The sequence below is a fragment of the Synechococcus sp. MU1648 genome (assembly GCF_023630615.1).
GTDB lineage: Bacteria > Cyanobacteriota > Cyanobacteriia > PCC-6307 > Cyanobiaceae > Parasynechococcus.
This window is the reverse complement of sequence record NZ_JAKUHI010000003.1, coordinates 88,357-101,580: the sequence shown is the minus strand read 5'-3', so window position 1 is coordinate 101,580 and position 13,224 is coordinate 88,357. Positions and strand designations below refer to the sequence as shown.

14 protein-coding genes and 1 tRNA gene are annotated in these 13,224 nt (G+C 60.3%); 10 read left to right on the top strand and 5 right to left on the bottom strand.

The window, feature by feature from the left end:
- Positions 1–10: 10 nt before the first annotated feature.
- Both rpmE and prfA read left to right on the top strand, forming a co-directional pair.
- Complete coding sequence (gene rpmE / locus NCN06_RS05280) at positions 11–262, top strand: 50S ribosomal protein L31 (RefSeq protein WP_115022769.1); 252 nt, start codon at positions 11–13, stop codon at positions 260–262.
- Between the two features lie 15 nt (positions 263–277).
- Positions 278–1,375 carry a peptide chain release factor 1 gene (prfA, locus tag NCN06_RS05275; RefSeq protein WP_250398722.1) on the top strand — a complete coding sequence of 366 codons (1,098 nt, stop codon included), beginning with the start codon at positions 278–280 and terminating at the stop codon, positions 1,373–1,375.
- 3 nt (positions 1,376–1,378) lie between these two features.
- Here the strand turns inward: prfA and NCN06_RS05270 are convergent, their stop codons facing one another.
- The gene (locus NCN06_RS05270; protein WP_226398181.1) at positions 1,379–1,879 is read right to left on the bottom strand and encodes an HNH endonuclease; all 501 of its coding nucleotides are present in this window, start codon (positions 1,877–1,879) and stop codon (positions 1,379–1,381) included.
- Between the two features lie 69 nt (positions 1,880–1,948).
- On the opposite strand from NCN06_RS05270, the gene alr reads away from it, so the two are divergent.
- Both alr and NCN06_RS05260 read left to right on the top strand, forming a co-directional pair.
- On the top strand, positions 1,949–3,079 hold the full coding sequence (gene alr / locus NCN06_RS05265; protein WP_226398180.1) for an alanine racemase: 1,131 nt from the start codon (positions 1,949–1,951) through the stop codon (positions 3,077–3,079).
- A 37-nt stretch (positions 3,080–3,116) separates the two neighbouring features.
- Positions 3,117–3,205, top strand: a tRNA-Ser gene (locus NCN06_RS05260).
- Between the two features lie 16 nt (positions 3,206–3,221).
- Here NCN06_RS05260 and NCN06_RS05255 read toward each other — a convergent pair.
- The gene (locus NCN06_RS05255) at positions 3,222–4,136 is read right to left on the bottom strand and encodes a serine hydrolase (RefSeq protein WP_226398179.1); all 915 of its coding nucleotides are present in this window, start codon (positions 4,134–4,136) and stop codon (positions 3,222–3,224) included.
- 17 nt (positions 4,137–4,153) lie between these two features.
- Here NCN06_RS05255 and NCN06_RS05250 point away from each other — a divergent pair, with 17 nt between their 5' ends.
- Positions 4,154–4,882, top strand: coding sequence for a C40 family peptidase (locus NCN06_RS05250; RefSeq protein ID WP_226398178.1), 729 nt, complete (start codon positions 4,154–4,156; stop codon positions 4,880–4,882).
- A gap of 60 nt (positions 4,883–4,942) precedes the next feature.
- Positions 4,943–5,896, top strand: a complete 954-nt coding sequence (locus NCN06_RS05245; protein WP_226398177.1) for a glycosyltransferase family 2 protein — start codon at positions 4,943–4,945, stop codon at positions 5,894–5,896.
- On the opposite strand, the gene NCN06_RS05240 is transcribed toward NCN06_RS05245, so the two are convergent.
- On the bottom strand, positions 5,863–6,330 hold the full coding sequence (locus NCN06_RS05240; protein WP_226398176.1) for a HEAT repeat domain-containing protein: 468 nt from the start codon (positions 6,328–6,330) through the stop codon (positions 5,863–5,865). The two genes, NCN06_RS05245 and NCN06_RS05240, sit on opposite strands and share 34 nt — an antisense overlap.
- Before the next feature lie 90 nt (positions 6,331–6,420).
- Here NCN06_RS05240 and NCN06_RS05235 point away from each other — a divergent pair, with 90 nt between their 5' ends.
- From NCN06_RS05235 to NCN06_RS05220, 4 genes are all read left to right on the top strand, one after another.
- A complete protein-coding gene (locus tag NCN06_RS05235) occupies positions 6,421–6,537 on the top strand; it encodes a photosystem I reaction center subunit VIII (RefSeq protein WP_006851672.1) in 117 nt (38 codons plus the stop codon).
- A 43-nt stretch (positions 6,538–6,580) separates the two neighbouring features.
- Positions 6,581–7,072, top strand: coding sequence for a photosystem I reaction center protein subunit XI (locus NCN06_RS05230; RefSeq protein ID WP_115022755.1), 492 nt, complete (start codon positions 6,581–6,583; stop codon positions 7,070–7,072).
- A 109-nt stretch (positions 7,073–7,181) separates the two neighbouring features.
- On the top strand, positions 7,182–10,298 hold the full coding sequence (locus tag NCN06_RS05225) for an efflux RND transporter permease subunit (protein WP_226398175.1): 3,117 nt from the start codon (positions 7,182–7,184) through the stop codon (positions 10,296–10,298).
- A gap of 17 nt (positions 10,299–10,315) precedes the next feature.
- The gene (locus NCN06_RS05220; RefSeq protein ID WP_226398174.1) at positions 10,316–11,305 is read left to right on the top strand and encodes a cupin domain-containing protein; all 990 of its coding nucleotides are present in this window, start codon (positions 10,316–10,318) and stop codon (positions 11,303–11,305) included.
- A gap of 11 nt (positions 11,306–11,316) precedes the next feature.
- Here NCN06_RS05220 and NCN06_RS05215 read toward each other — a convergent pair whose 3' ends face one another.
- A complete protein-coding gene (locus NCN06_RS05215; protein WP_226398173.1) occupies positions 11,317–12,030 on the bottom strand; it encodes a DUF3598 family protein in 714 nt (237 codons plus the stop codon).
- Positions 12,031–12,119: 89 nt separating this feature from the next.
- Positions 12,120–12,917, bottom strand: a complete 798-nt coding sequence (locus NCN06_RS05210) for a helix-turn-helix domain-containing protein (protein ID WP_250398721.1) — start codon at positions 12,915–12,917, stop codon at positions 12,120–12,122.
- Positions 12,918–13,224 lie beyond the last annotated feature (307 nt).

Below are 13,224 nucleotides of genomic sequence, written 5' to 3'. Positions count from 1 at the left end.
TTTTTTACCAATGCCAAAGCCCGACATCCACCCCACCTGGTATCCCGACGCCAAGGTGATCTGCAACGGCGAAGTGGTCATGACCACTGGTGCCACCCAGCCAGAGATCCATGTCGACGTCTGGAGCGGCAACCACCCCTTCTTCACCGGCACCCAGAAGATCCTCGACACCGAGGGACGCGTGGACCGCTTCATGAAGAAGTACGGCATGGGCACCAAAAAGAAAGGTGCCGAACCAGCCCAGGCCGAGTCCAAGGCCTGAGGCTGAGCACGGGGCATGGACGCCTCGACGTTGTTTTCTCGGCTGGAAACGGCCACAGCCAGCTTCCGCAACCTCGAGCGGCAGCTGGCTGATCCTGATGTGGCCGCTGACCCAAAGCGGCTCGAATCGATCGCGCGGGAGCGATCAAGGCTTGAGCCGCTTGTGCTCGATTTTGAGGAACTGAAAAAGCTCGAGAACGAGCGGGATTCAGCACGTCAGCTGCTCAAAGACAGCCGCGGTGATGCCGCGATGGAGGAACTGGCCCAGGAGGAACTGGTCAGCCTCCAGGAAAAGCACACAACGCTGACGGAGCGACTCACCCTGGCTCTACTACCGCGGGATCCCCGCGATGAGCGCAGTGTGATGCTCGAAATTCGAGCCGGTGCAGGAGGCGATGAGGCCTGTCTCTGGGCCGGTGATCTGGCTCGGATGTACGAGCGTTACAGCCAGAAGGTGGGCTGGGCGGTGCAGCCGATGAGCTGCACGGAGGCCGACCTGGGAGGGTTTCGAGAGCTGATCCTTTCGGTGCGCGGCGACAGCGTGTACAGCCAACTGAAATTTGAAGCGGGGGTCCATCGGGTTCAACGCGTCCCGGCTACGGAATCCCAGGGGCGGGTTCACACCTCCACCGCCACTGTGGCGGTGATGCCGGAAGCCGATGCGGTGGAAGTTCAGCTTGATCCAAAGGATCTGGAGATCAGCACCGCCCGCTCGGGTGGTGCAGGGGGACAAAACGTCAACAAGGTGGAAACCGCCGTGGACCTCCTCCACAAACCCACGGGCATCCGCGTGTTCTGCACCCAGGAACGCTCCCAGTTACAGAACCGAGAACGGGCCCTGGAAATCCTCCGGGCCAAATTGCTGGAGCGGGAACAAGCTGCTGCTGCGGAACGGGAAAGCAGCAAACGACGCGCTCAGGTCGGCAGTGGAGACCGCTCCGAAAAAATCCGCACGTACAACTACAAGGACAACCGAACCACCGATCACCGGCTGGGCCGGAACTTCACGCTGGAGCCTGTGCTGGAGGGCCAATTGGAGGACCTGATCGGTGCCTGCATCGCCGAAGAACAACGTCAGAAACTCGAAGCCCTGAGCGAACAGACCGACGCCTGACGTTCAAGAACCGATGACGTATTTCGCCCATTCCTGGTGATGGCCTGAATGGATCTGACGCCGGGCCTCGAAACTGAGGCTGCTGGCCGGACGGCGCGGCGCATGGCTCAGAGGCATGGCAGCCTCCTTTGGCGTTCGGTTGCCCTTGCGCACATTGCAGCTGAGGCAGGCTGTTGTCACGTTTTCCCAGGTGTCGCCGCCTCCACGACTTCGTGGCATCACATGGTCGATCGACAACTGATCGTCACGACTGCCGCAGTACTGGCAGGTGTGGTTGTCCCGCTGGAAGAGGTTGCGACGCGTCAGGGGCAGCTGGCGGAAGGGCACCCGTACGTATTGGCGCAATCGGATCACGGTCGGCAGGTTGGTGCCCTGACGCAGTTGCCGACAGGGGTCATGTTCCAGACCTTCGGCCTTCCCCTTCAGCATCATCACCACCGCCCGCCTCCAGGTGGTGATATTGAGCGGCTCATAGGACGCATTGAGAACGAGAACCTGGCCCATGCCAGCTCACTCAATAAGCGTCATGCTATCGGCCACATGAAGCCGTCTCGGTAGCGCCGAGCACCGCCTGTGATTCCGGAGCTGAATCCACGTCAGCGCGCCTGGGTGGAAGTCTCACCTGCAGCGATTCGGGCCAATGCCAGGGCTCTCTGCCATCACCTTGGCCCTCGCACCCAGTTGATGGCGGTTGTGAAGGCCGATGGCTATGGCCATGGCGCCGAGACCGTGGCACGAGCAGCACTCCAGGGGGGAGCCACCAGCCTTGGAGTAGCCACACTCCAGGAAGGCCTCGAGCTGCGCCGGGCTGGTCTGGAGGCACCGGTGCTGTTGCTGAGCAACCTCCACGAACCGGACGACCTACACACCTGTCTGCACTGGCGATTGATGCCCACCCTGAGCAGCCTCAGCGATGCCCAGCTGTGCAACGCGCTTGCAGCCGACAGTGGCCGACGTTTCGACGTGCAGCTGAAGATCGACACCGGCATGGCACGGCTGGGCTGCTCCCTCAGCGACAGTCATCAGACCGCAGCGGGGCTTCAAAGCCTGGAACATCTGAATCTGGTGGGTATCTACAGCCATCTGGCCTGTGCAGACGAACCCGACGATTCCCTGACAAGCATCCAGCAGGATCGCTTCGTCAGCATGCTTTCGGCCGTGCCACAAGAGGGCGACAGCATCACCCGCCATCTAGCCAACTCCGCTGGAACCTTGCTCAATCGTGAGCTGCACCACGACCTCGTCCGCGTCGGCCTGGCCTTGTACGGCCATGCCCCTGCTGCCCACCTGAGCGACGTTATTCCCCTGCAACCAGCCCTGGCCGTTCGTGCCCGGGTCAGCCTCATCCGCGCAGTCCCCGCCGGAACAGGCGTCAGCTACGGCCATCGCTTCGTCACGCAGCGCCCCTCCCGACTCGCGGTGGTGGGCCTGGGCTATGCCGATGGCGTTCTGCGGTCTCTCAGCGGGCACATTCATGCCGCACATCGGAATCGCCTGCTCCCGCAGGTGGGGGCCATCACCATGGACCAGCTTCTGATTGATGCCACCGATGCACCCGAACTGAAAGAAGGCGACATCGTCACCTTGCTTGGTCGAGACGGCGACCTTGAATTGAGCCCTCAACGTTGGAGCGATCACTGCGGTTCGATTCCCTGGGAAATCCTCTGCGGTTTCAAACGACGCCTGCCCCGTGTGGAAGTCTGACCAACTGCCCAGCACTTGGTACTCTGGGTGCGCCGCTGGAGAGGTGGCTGAGTGGTTGAAAGCGGCTCCCTGCTAAGGAGTTACAGGAGGCAACTTCTGTCGAGGGTTCGAATCCCTCCCTCTCCGTTCCAAGCTCATGTGCTTAATCCACCCGCTCCTCGGAGCTGGTGAACTGGCTGAGTTGCCGTGCCAACTCCGGTAAAAGGGATGCATCCCTGGCACGATCAGGGCCCGTTGTGAACACCACCAGCAAGGTCGGTGGCTGCTGATCGGGAGCCTGAAACCAAGCCGCATCATGACGGGCCTGACTCATCCAACCGGCCTTGCTCCACAGTTGCGTTTCCTCGGGTAAGCCCTCGCCGAGGAACCCATCCACCTGGTTCTCAGGATCGGCACGCCGCTGCTGCTGATCCAGCGAGCGCTGCAACAGACCTTGCAGCCGCCGGCATGCCGGCGGCGACACCACCGCACCAGTCATGACGGCCTCCAACATCCGGGCTGTCGCGACGGTGGACAAGCCATTGCGGTTGCTGTTGTCGGCTCCATAGAAGATTTTCTCCCGGCCATAGGGACCATCTCCCCAGGTCTTCTGACAGCAATTCACCGCCTCCAGCTCTGGCCAGGCCAAGCTCTGCAGCCAGGCATTGATCAAGCGACGCTGCTGGGTCCAGAGCTCCCAGCGCTCGCCATGGAGTGCAGGGCCGCTGGTGGTGCCCGTTAGCAGATCAACCACGAGCCCAGTGGCATCGTTGCTGGAGTCGGCGATCATGTCGCGCACGGCGCGCTGCAGTTCATCACCGTCTGGGATCAGGTCGCGCTGCAACCACTGCTCAACGGCGACGGCATAAAACAGTTTGACCACGCTGGCCGGATAGAGGATCCGGTCTTGATTCCAGGAGGCGCCGCACCCCTGACCAGCCTCCGGTGCAGCATCGGTGTACCGGACCCAGGTGATCGCCAAACTGTTGCGCAGCCCTGGACGGCCGTCTGCATCGAGCGCATCGAGTGCCGTCTCAAGCCGAGCCGCCATGACGGGATCGGGACGGTAGAACGCCATAGCGATTTGATTGGGCCATGGCGACGTTAGGCACCCTGCTGGCCCCAGACCTGATTCAGACAGGTTCCAGCTGGCAGCTGTGCGAGGACGTCAATGGTTATGCGCGACCTAATGGCGAGAATCTGACCACGCAGGCCTGTCGTGGACGCCGCTTTCGCATCTTGGAGAAGCAGCGCAACAGGATCGCCGTGCAGCTGCTGGAGGATGGTTACCGCTGCTGGTTGGACCTTGAGGCTGTCCTGGGGCGAGCTGAGCAATGCTCACCCTGGAGACCGTCGCTGCTGAGCGAGTCGGAAATTGAACGGAGGCTGCCTGGCGTGCTCGCCTGGAGCGAAGCCGCCCAGCAACAGCCCAATATCTATCTGTGGGGCGGAACCACCGAGCCGGACATGGATTGTTCCGGCCTGATGCAAATGGCCTTCGCCAGCCAAGGCATTTGGATTCCGCGAGACGCCTACCAACAAGAACGGTTCTGCCAACCGATTGCTGCTCTCCCCGACGATTACAGCCTGCTGAAACCGGGAGATCTTCTGTTTTTCGGCACACGCCAGCGTTGCACCCATGTGGGGCTTCATCTGGGCGATGGCCGCTATCGCCACAGCTCAGGCCAGGCCCATGGGCGCAATGGAATCGGCATCGACAGTCTCCACAGCCGCGACCGACACCCGGTCGCTTGCCATTACCGAGCTGAATTTCGCAGCGCAGGTCGTGTGGTTCGTTGCCATGACGGATCCCATCTCTCCTGACGCTGTCAGCAGGATCGGCAGGGACCCTGCTTAAGTTGAGCGACTCGAAGCGCGACCGGCATGAGTGCACCTCTGAATCTCTCGGTGGTGGTGCCGCTGTACAACGAAGAGGAAAGCCTTCCCCATCTGGTTAACCAGCTCATCTCGGCACTGCGTCCAACCGGTGAGACATTTGAACTGGTCCTTGTCGACGATGGATCCAGCGACCGCACCGCAGAGGTGCTGGCACAAGTCAGCAGCGACGTACCTGAAGTGGTGGCCGTGCTGCTGCGCAAGAACTATGGGCAGACCGCAGCCATGGCAGCAGGGTTTGACGTTGCTGGTGGAGAGGTCATCGTCAGCCTGGATGGAGATCTTCAGAACGATCCAGCCGACATCCCAATGCTGTTGGCCAAATTGCGAGAGGGATATGACCTTGTGAGTGGCTGGCGTCATCAGCGCCAGGACGCCGCGCTTCAACGCAAATTGCCCTCCCGGATGGCCAACCGTTTGATCGGACGGGTGACCGGCGTGCGACTTCATGACTACGGCTGCTCACTGAAGGCCTATCGACGGGAGGTGCTGGCAGATATGCGGCTGTATGGAGAGCTGCATCGCTTTCTTCCCGCCCTGGCCTTCATCGAGGGCGCACGGATCACCGAAGTCAAGGTGAACCACCGTGCCCGTCAGTTCGGCAGCAGCAAGTACGGGATCGACCGCACCTTCCGGGTGTTGATGGATCTGCTCACCGTCTGGTTCATGAAGCGGTTCCTGACCCGACCGATGTATGTGTTCGGCTTCGGGGGCTTGCTCGCGATTGCCGCCAGCTTGATTGCCAGCACCTACTTACTGGCGATCAAAGTGATGGGGGGCGACATCGCCAACCGCCCTCTGCTCACGCTGGCCGTTGTCCTTGGACTCGCTGGAATTCAACTCTTCTGTTTCGGGCTCCTTGGAGAACTGCTGATCCGCACGTATCACGAAAGCCAGGGCAGGCCGATCTACCGCATCCGTGAAACGTTGCGGGGCGGTTGAGCCGCCTGAAGGGTCGGAGCCGCAGCTGGAGCACCACGGAACGGCGCGATCGCGGCGGCCGCCTGTTCCACCACGCGTGCATCACTGTCCCGCAGCGCTTGGCGCAGCAAAGGAAGCGCTGAACGATGCCCCCATCGAGCCGCCAAACGGACGGCACGCAACCGTTCCTCTGGCCCAGCCTCCATATCAGCTTTCAAGCGACGCTGCAAAGCAAGACGCTCCAGCTCGCTTGTTGGTGCCGTCCAGGACTCCAGTGACCCATCAGCGGAATCCCCATCAGAGGCTGGCTCAATCACCAGTTCCAGCTGGGCACGGTTGAGCTGGGCAACACCACTGGCATCGGTGCTGGAGAGCATCGGCTTCAGCGGTTTCCTGCGCAACCAGAGCACCACCGTGAGCAGGACGACGGCACCAGGGAGGAGAACGTTCTGCATGCGGATTGAACTTTTATGTCGCCGACGCGGCCTAAAGCAGGCCGTCAGATCGGACCTCCTTACAGTAGCTGCGAAGCTTTTGGCCTCGACATGACTGGAGATTTCGCTGCTGCCTGGCTGCCTGCGATTTTTGTGCCCATCACCGGAATCGTTTTTCCCGCAGTGTTCATCGTCCTTGTTGGTCGAGTGATCACCGCTGCCGAGTGACCGCGAACTGCGGATCGTTTCAACCCCTCAGCACTCGTAACTCATGACTGTCACTCCTGCTGCTGATCCCTGCGTCGGCAATCTTGCGACCCCCGTCAACAGCGGTTATTTCATCAAGGGACTGATCAACAACCTGCCCCTGTACCGCCCTGGGATTTCCCCGAACTTCCGTGGCCTGGAAACGGGCGCAGCTTTCGGTTATCTGCTCTTCGGACCATTCACCATCTGTGGCCCTTTGCGTGCCACCGAGTATCAGCAAACCGCCGGTCTGCTGGCCGCGATTGGTGCTGTTCACATCCTCAGCCTGCTGTTCTTGCTGTACAACCAGCCCGGCAAGCAACCCAACATCCCCCCGGCAGACGTCACGGTTGAGAATCCTCCCGCCGACCTCTTCACCCGCACAGGTTGGTCCGACTTCACCAGTGGGTTCTGGCTTGGTGGCTGCGGCGGCGCCGTTTTTGCCTGGTTCCTCTGCAACACCGTTCACGTTCAGGATCTGTTCAAGATCGCTGCTGGTGTCTGGAGCGTCGGCTGAATTCATTCACCCGAGCCCTTCACCCAAACCATTAATCCCCCGGTTGCTTGCCCCGCAGGCAATCGGGGGATTTTTCCTGCCAAGATCCACACACTTTTGAGACGTCCAGGTGCGGTCGATCTCCCAGCCGTTTCTCCGACGGCCGGTCCTTACGGTCGTCTGCAGCCTGCTGATCCTTCTGGCGGGCTGCACAGCGCTGTTCGGCCTGGGGCTCGAGGATCTTCCGCCACTCGCGCCCACCCGCGTCAGCGTTAACGCCAGCTTCCCTGCAGCTTCGCCGGAGGTGGTGGAGCAGAGCGTGACACGGGTGTTGGAACAACAGCTGAATGGCCTTGAAGGGGTCGAAAGCATCAGCTCAACCAGCAGGCAAGGCGGCGCCAGCATCTCGTTGCGATTCAACGCGGGAGATCCCGAGCTGAATGCCATCAAGGTGCAGAACGAGGTCAACCTCGCCAGCCGCCGGTTGCCTCAAGCGGTGACGCGCCAGGGACTCCAGGTGCGTCGCTCCTCGGAAGACCTGTTGATGATCTTGGGGTTCAGCCACCCACCCGATCAATACGTCCCGACTTTTCTCACAGGTTGGCTGGACCAGACCCTGCGCGACGCACTGCTCACCACACCAGGCATCGGCGATGTGCAGATCTTCGGCAGCAGTGAACTCTCCTTTCGCCTGTGGCTGGATCCGCAACGCCTCGAACAAACCAACCTGACCCTTGGCGATGTCAGCCGAGCCCTGGCTGAACAGAATGTATTGGCTGCCGTTGGCAGCATTGGCGCGGCCCCTGTTCCATCGGGCCAGCTGCTGAGCCTTCCGGTAGAAGCGGAGGGGCGCCTCCGCAGCAGGTCGGATTTCGAGAATCTCGTGTTGCGCCGGCTGGACAACGGCGGGCTGCTGCGACTGAAGGATGTGGGACGGGTTGCCCTCGGACAGCGCAACTACGGACGAGAGGCCATGAATTTGGACGGGGAGCGCTCCGTCGCCGTGGGGATCTACCAGCGTGACGGGGCCAATGCCCTGGAGGTGAGCAGGGCGATCAAGCGCAAGTTGCAGCAGTTGGGACCGAGCTTCCCGCCGGGCATCGAGCTTTCGATGATCGTTGATGTGGCCGACACGGTTGAGGCCAACCTCGATCGCACCTTCATCACATTGCGCGATGCCGTGCTGCTGGTGCTGGTCGTGCTGGTGCTGTTTTTGGGCCGATGGCGCCTCGCCCTGATCCCGGGCCTTGCCGTTCCGGTGGCGCTGGTGGGAAGCCTCAGCCTTGTGAAACTGAGCGGTTCCAACCTCAACAGCCTGATCCTGTTTGGGCTGGTGCTGGCCACCGGGATCGTTGTGGATGACGCCATCGTCGTAAGCGAAGACATCGCCGGACGCATCGAACAGGGCACCCCCCCCGAACAGGCGGCGGAAGACGCAATGGCTGAGCTGGCGACTGCTGTTGTGGCCACCTCATTGGTGTTGGCAGCCGTGTTCCTTCCCGTGCTGCTCATTCCTGGATCGATTGGACGCCTTTATCAACCCATCGCCCTGGCCATCAGCGGAGCGATTCTGTTCTCCACCTTGAATGCGCTCAGCTTCACCCCGATGGCCTGCGCCCGTGTGTTGGGTCCAGGTGGTGGCCGTCTTCCTGGGGCCATCGGCAAGCTCAGCCGCTGGCTTCGGGAGGGAATGCAAACACTGCAATGCCAATACGCGAAGCACCTCGAGCACTGGCTGCAGCGAAAGCGGCTCATCGCCTGTGTGCTGCTGAGCGGCCTTGTCATCACAGCCTCAGGGTTGGCGGTGATGCCGACAGCTTTCATTCCCGATGACGACCAAGGTCAGATCCGCGGCTACTTCACCCTTCCCGACGGCGCCAGCCTCGAGCGCAGCGTGGCCGTGATGGACGACATCCGGCGCGTCGTCAGCGAAGAACCGCTGGTGCGCACCGGCAACTTTTATGCCGGCAGTTCGTTCGGACAGAGCGGAGAAGACCGAGGGTCCTTTTACCTGCGACTGCAAGCCCTGAAGGATCGGCCCGGCGTTGAGCAGAGCAGTGGCGCCATCAAACGCCGACTCAACCGCGAGATTCAGCAACGGGTCGGCGATGCCAGGGTCGTGCTGATTACCCCTCCGGCAGTGCGGGGCTTCAGCAGTGAATCAGGACTCTCTCTTGAACTGCTGGACCGCAGCGGCGGCCAATTAAGCCTGGAGCAATTCGGCCGAGTCGCCCAAGAGTTCATCCAAACGGCTCAAGCAACAGAAAGCTTTGAACGGGTGAGCACCCGCTTTGATGCCAGTTTCCCCCGCTGGCGCCTGGAGCTCGATCGCGACCAACTGGCCGCTCTCGACCTCGACTACGGCGCAACACTGCGGGAAATCGGCACAGCCTTCGGTGGCCGCTACATCGACGACACCTTCGACGGCGGTCGGATCCGCTCGATTGTTCTGCAGCTGGATGGCCGCGAGCGACGTCGCCCCGAAGATCTCACCGGCCTAATGGTGCGGAATCGCAGCGGTGAGCTTGTGTCCGTAGCAACAGTGGCCAGCTTGAGCCGGGAGGAGGGCGTCAACAACATTCGCCATTTCGGACTCAACCGGGCGATCCGCATCACCGCCATCCCCGCTCCAATGGTCAGCAGCGGTGAAGCCATCAACGCTCTAAACCAGGCAGGAGATCGGATTGGAGGCAGCAACATCGGGTTGGCCTTCACAGGCCTTGCGTTGGAAGAACAAAGGGCTGCGCAGGTGACCTGGGTGCTGTTCGCCCTTGGTGTGACTGTGGTGTATCTGCTTCTGGCCGCGCTCTACGAGAGTTTCGTCGACCCGTTGATCATTCTGCTGACGGTGCCGATGGCTCTGCTCGGAGCTCTGATCGGCTTGAAATTGCGGGGCCTTCCGCTGGATGTCTACGGCCAGATGGGACTCCTGGTGCTGGTGAGCCTGGCGGCCAAGAACGGAATTTTGATCGTGGAATTCGCCAACCAACGGCTTGCAGCAGGCCTGGAACTGCGCCAAGCCGTGATCGACGCTGCCGTGAACCGGATGCGCCCAATCCTGCTGACAGCGGTCACATCCTTGGCGGGTTTCCTGCCTCTTCTGCTCGCCCGGGGCACGGGAGCCGCCAGCCGTATCAGCATCGGCACCGTGGTCTTCAGTGGACTGCTAGTGGCCTCTTTGCTGTCCCTATTTGCAGTCCCTGCCGTCTACCTGCTGTTGAAACGCGATCGAATGCCCACCGCGTAGGGTGCTGCCTCGATCCAATGGTTCTGCTGCTGGAAGGAACGATGACCATCACCCCGCGGGCAACGACGGCAACCAGTTCCCAGGCGCAGTTCTTCGACTACGCCTCAGCGGCCAATCCCCTGCAGCAGGGGCTGATCAGCACGATCCCCTACCGGAGCTTTTCAGCCAGTTTCTTTGATGAGACCGGGACGGCCCTTCAATCTCTTGATTTGAGTGCCGACTTGCACTGCGAGGGCCCGGCCACCGGTCCATCCCTCTGCGGCAATTTCATTCGACTGGATCAAGGAGCACTCCGCACCAATGCGGATGCAACAAGTCAACTGTTCTTCGTTGCCCGAGGCCGTGGGCAAACCGAAGCCTGTGGTCAGGTTTTTCACTGGAGCGCAGGAGATACGTTCGTCCTTCCGGCAGGCGGGGATGCCATCCACAGCAGCGAGACTCGCGCCGGCCTCTACTGGGTGCACGATGCCCCCCTGCTTCGTTATCTGGGCGTGACCACCGTGAAGCCGGTGTTTCAACCCTGCTTTTACAGCCATCAAGATGCTCGCGCTGAGCTGGATGCCATCGCCAAAAATCCTCGAGGAGCCAACGCCAATCGGGTGAGTGTGCTGTTAGGCAACGACGCATTTCCTCAGACACGAACCGTCACTCACACCCTGTGGGCCATGTTGGGAATTCTCCCCGCAGGTCAGATCCAACGCCCGCATCGACACCAGTCGATCGCTCTTGATTTTGCGGTGGCCTGCCAACCGGGGTGCTACACGATGATTGGCACCGAACTGGACGCCAACGGAATGATCCGCAATGGTCACCGGGAAGACTGGGTGACCGGTGCAGCCTTCGTGACACCCCCGGGCTACTGGCACTCACACCACAATGAGTCCGGCGCAGACGCCTATGTGCTGCCGATCCAGGATGCAGGACTGCACACCTACCTCCGCACGCTCGACATTGCTTTCAGCAATCAAAGACGGGGTGAACGAGAGTCATTGAGCAACACCCCCTAAGGGGGAAGAGGTCAACGGGTAAGCAGCTGATGATCCACCGACGTCAGCGCACCGTTGATTGCATAACGACGCGCAATTCGCTCGAGACGCGTCGGACTCGACAACCAAAGCGCTTCGATGCTGAACGTCTGGTTGGGATCAATCTGCAGCGGCGCCAGAAACGCACCTCCGTCGGGCAAGAAGACCCACTGCTCAAGATCGTCCGCTTCAAGCCGAAGGCCATCTCCTGGGGAGTTGATATCGCAACCCCAGTCCCCCATAAGTTGATTGGCCTCCAAGGGTGGACACTCGACCGCTGAACTCCCGACAAGGAACTCTCGGATCAAAACGATCCGATCCAACTGCCCTGCACTGTCCCAAAGCAGAACCAGGCGATGGCGCCGTTCGTTGTGCAAAAAACCGAATTCGGCATAGAGCGTGCTCCAGTTGGAACGCTGCAGCGTGCCTCTGGAAAAGCTGCCCGTAGCGAAGACACCCATATCGGGATCAACGCGCATGAAGCTTTGAACAATCCGTTTTTCAGGCTCGCCGGCGGGAGTTTGCAGGAGAGATCCCGACCCCTCCGGCCAGAACAGCAACGTCAGATGAAGAGCGATCCCGGAGAGCGCCGGTTGAAGCGTGAGCAGAGATGGCTGACGTTTGGTTCGTTGCAACGATCGGTCCATGGTGTCGAACCAGCCGCGCCACTCACCAACGTTCCGCAGCAGAAGCTCCCATTCATCCACGATCAGCCTGGTCTTGATCCGACAGCAGAGGCTAGGCAGAGCCAGGACCAAAAGGACAGAAAAAGTTCAACGCAAGTTCCCTTGACCTTTCAGCGGGACGCCAACAAGGTTGTGCGCGGAGTCTCCGCGAAGAGATCTCGATAGGCACTTGCTAAGTGATTCCGACTGGCAAAGCCAAAATGCTCGGCGGTCTGCTGGACGGTGTAACAACCCAACCGTTGCTGGAGATCAGGATTGGACAGCACTTCGTGCACTTGCTGCAACCGAATACGACGCATCAATGCCATCGGGCCATAACCAAACATTTCACGACAACTCACGGTGAGGGTTGTCTTGGTGGTGAACAGCATTTGACACACCGAACTCAGTGAGATGGGCGTCATGCTCGATCGAAAGGAAAAGCGAACCAACTCCTGCACAAGATCAGTGTGATGGTTTTTTTGCACAGGCTGCAGAAGAGCTGAAGTCTCTGGCGAAAGAGACTCGATCAGCTGCGCTTCCAGGAAGTCAGCCTGGAAAGGCTGTGGCACATCAGCACCCTGCCAGGCGGGAAGCACCATCAACTGACGCAACTTGCGATGAACCATTGGGGGAAGAATGGCTGTGTTGTTGTGCTCCATTCGATTGGCAATCTCGGATGGACCCATCAGTTCGACCCAGGTGTCAATGCGACGACGATCGACAAGAGCAGCTGCAATCCGATTGCCACCTGGAGACGTTCTCATCAATGTCTCCTTCATCTTGGTGTTGAATCCAGCCAGGGCATTCGGAGCCAACGACTCACCAAAATGACGGTGGTCGCTGTAGTTGTCCGTATGTTCAATCGTGAATGGCAACCAGCGAGGGTGACGTGTGCCCTCCACCAACAACGCCTGATCTGCTTGCATCGAAACAAGCAGGATTCCATCCTGATGGTCGACCCTTAGACGTCCACGAAGGGGGCCTTGCGACACCTGAACGATGTTGTAATCACAGCCAAGCTGCCTCCACAACCGCGCACAGTCCTCCGCACTGCTGAATAACCGGTCGCAACAGGGCAACAGAACAGACGATGGCGCAGTTTTAGGGATCAGATGCGAACCAAAAAAGAATTCATGCAAGTTAGCCAACTATCACTAATCAGATGATGATCAGTCACCAAAGTCCTACTGAATGAGATTCCCACAAGAAAAATCCCCACCCGGATCACCGGAT

Excerpts from the sequence above, each read along its gene's own strand:
- NCN06_RS05250 (WP_226398178.1), top strand. The coding sequence starts at position 4,154 with ATGGCGACGTTAGGCACCCTGCTGGCCCCAGACCTGATTCAGACAGGT.
- rpmE (WP_115022769.1), top strand. The coding sequence starts at position 11 with ATGCCAAAGCCCGACATCCACCCCACCTGGTATCCCGACGCCAAGGTG.
- NCN06_RS05235 (WP_006851672.1), top strand. The coding sequence starts at position 6,421 with ATGACTGGAGATTTCGCTGCTGCCTGGCTGCCTGCGATTTTTGTGCCC.
- NCN06_RS05270 (WP_226398181.1), bottom strand. The coding sequence starts at position 1,879 with ATGGGCCAGGTTCTCGTTCTCAATGCGTCCTATGAGCCGCTCAATATC.
- NCN06_RS05255 (WP_226398179.1), bottom strand. The coding sequence starts at position 4,136 with ATGGCGTTCTACCGTCCCGATCCCGTCATGGCGGCTCGGCTTGAGACG.
- NCN06_RS05230 (WP_115022755.1), top strand. The coding sequence starts at position 6,581 with ATGACTGTCACTCCTGCTGCTGATCCCTGCGTCGGCAATCTTGCGACC.
- NCN06_RS05245 (WP_226398177.1), top strand. The coding sequence starts at position 4,943 with ATGAGTGCACCTCTGAATCTCTCGGTGGTGGTGCCGCTGTACAACGAA.
- prfA (WP_250398722.1), top strand. The coding sequence starts at position 278 with ATGGACGCCTCGACGTTGTTTTCTCGGCTGGAAACGGCCACAGCCAGC.
- NCN06_RS05220 (WP_226398174.1), top strand. The coding sequence starts at position 10,316 with ATGGTTCTGCTGCTGGAAGGAACGATGACCATCACCCCGCGGGCAACG.
- NCN06_RS05210 (WP_250398721.1), bottom strand. The coding sequence starts at position 12,917 with ATGCAAGCAGATCAGGCGTTGTTGGTGGAGGGCACACGTCACCCTCGC.
- NCN06_RS05240 (WP_226398176.1), bottom strand. The coding sequence starts at position 6,330 with ATGCAGAACGTTCTCCTCCCTGGTGCCGTCGTCCTGCTCACGGTGGTG.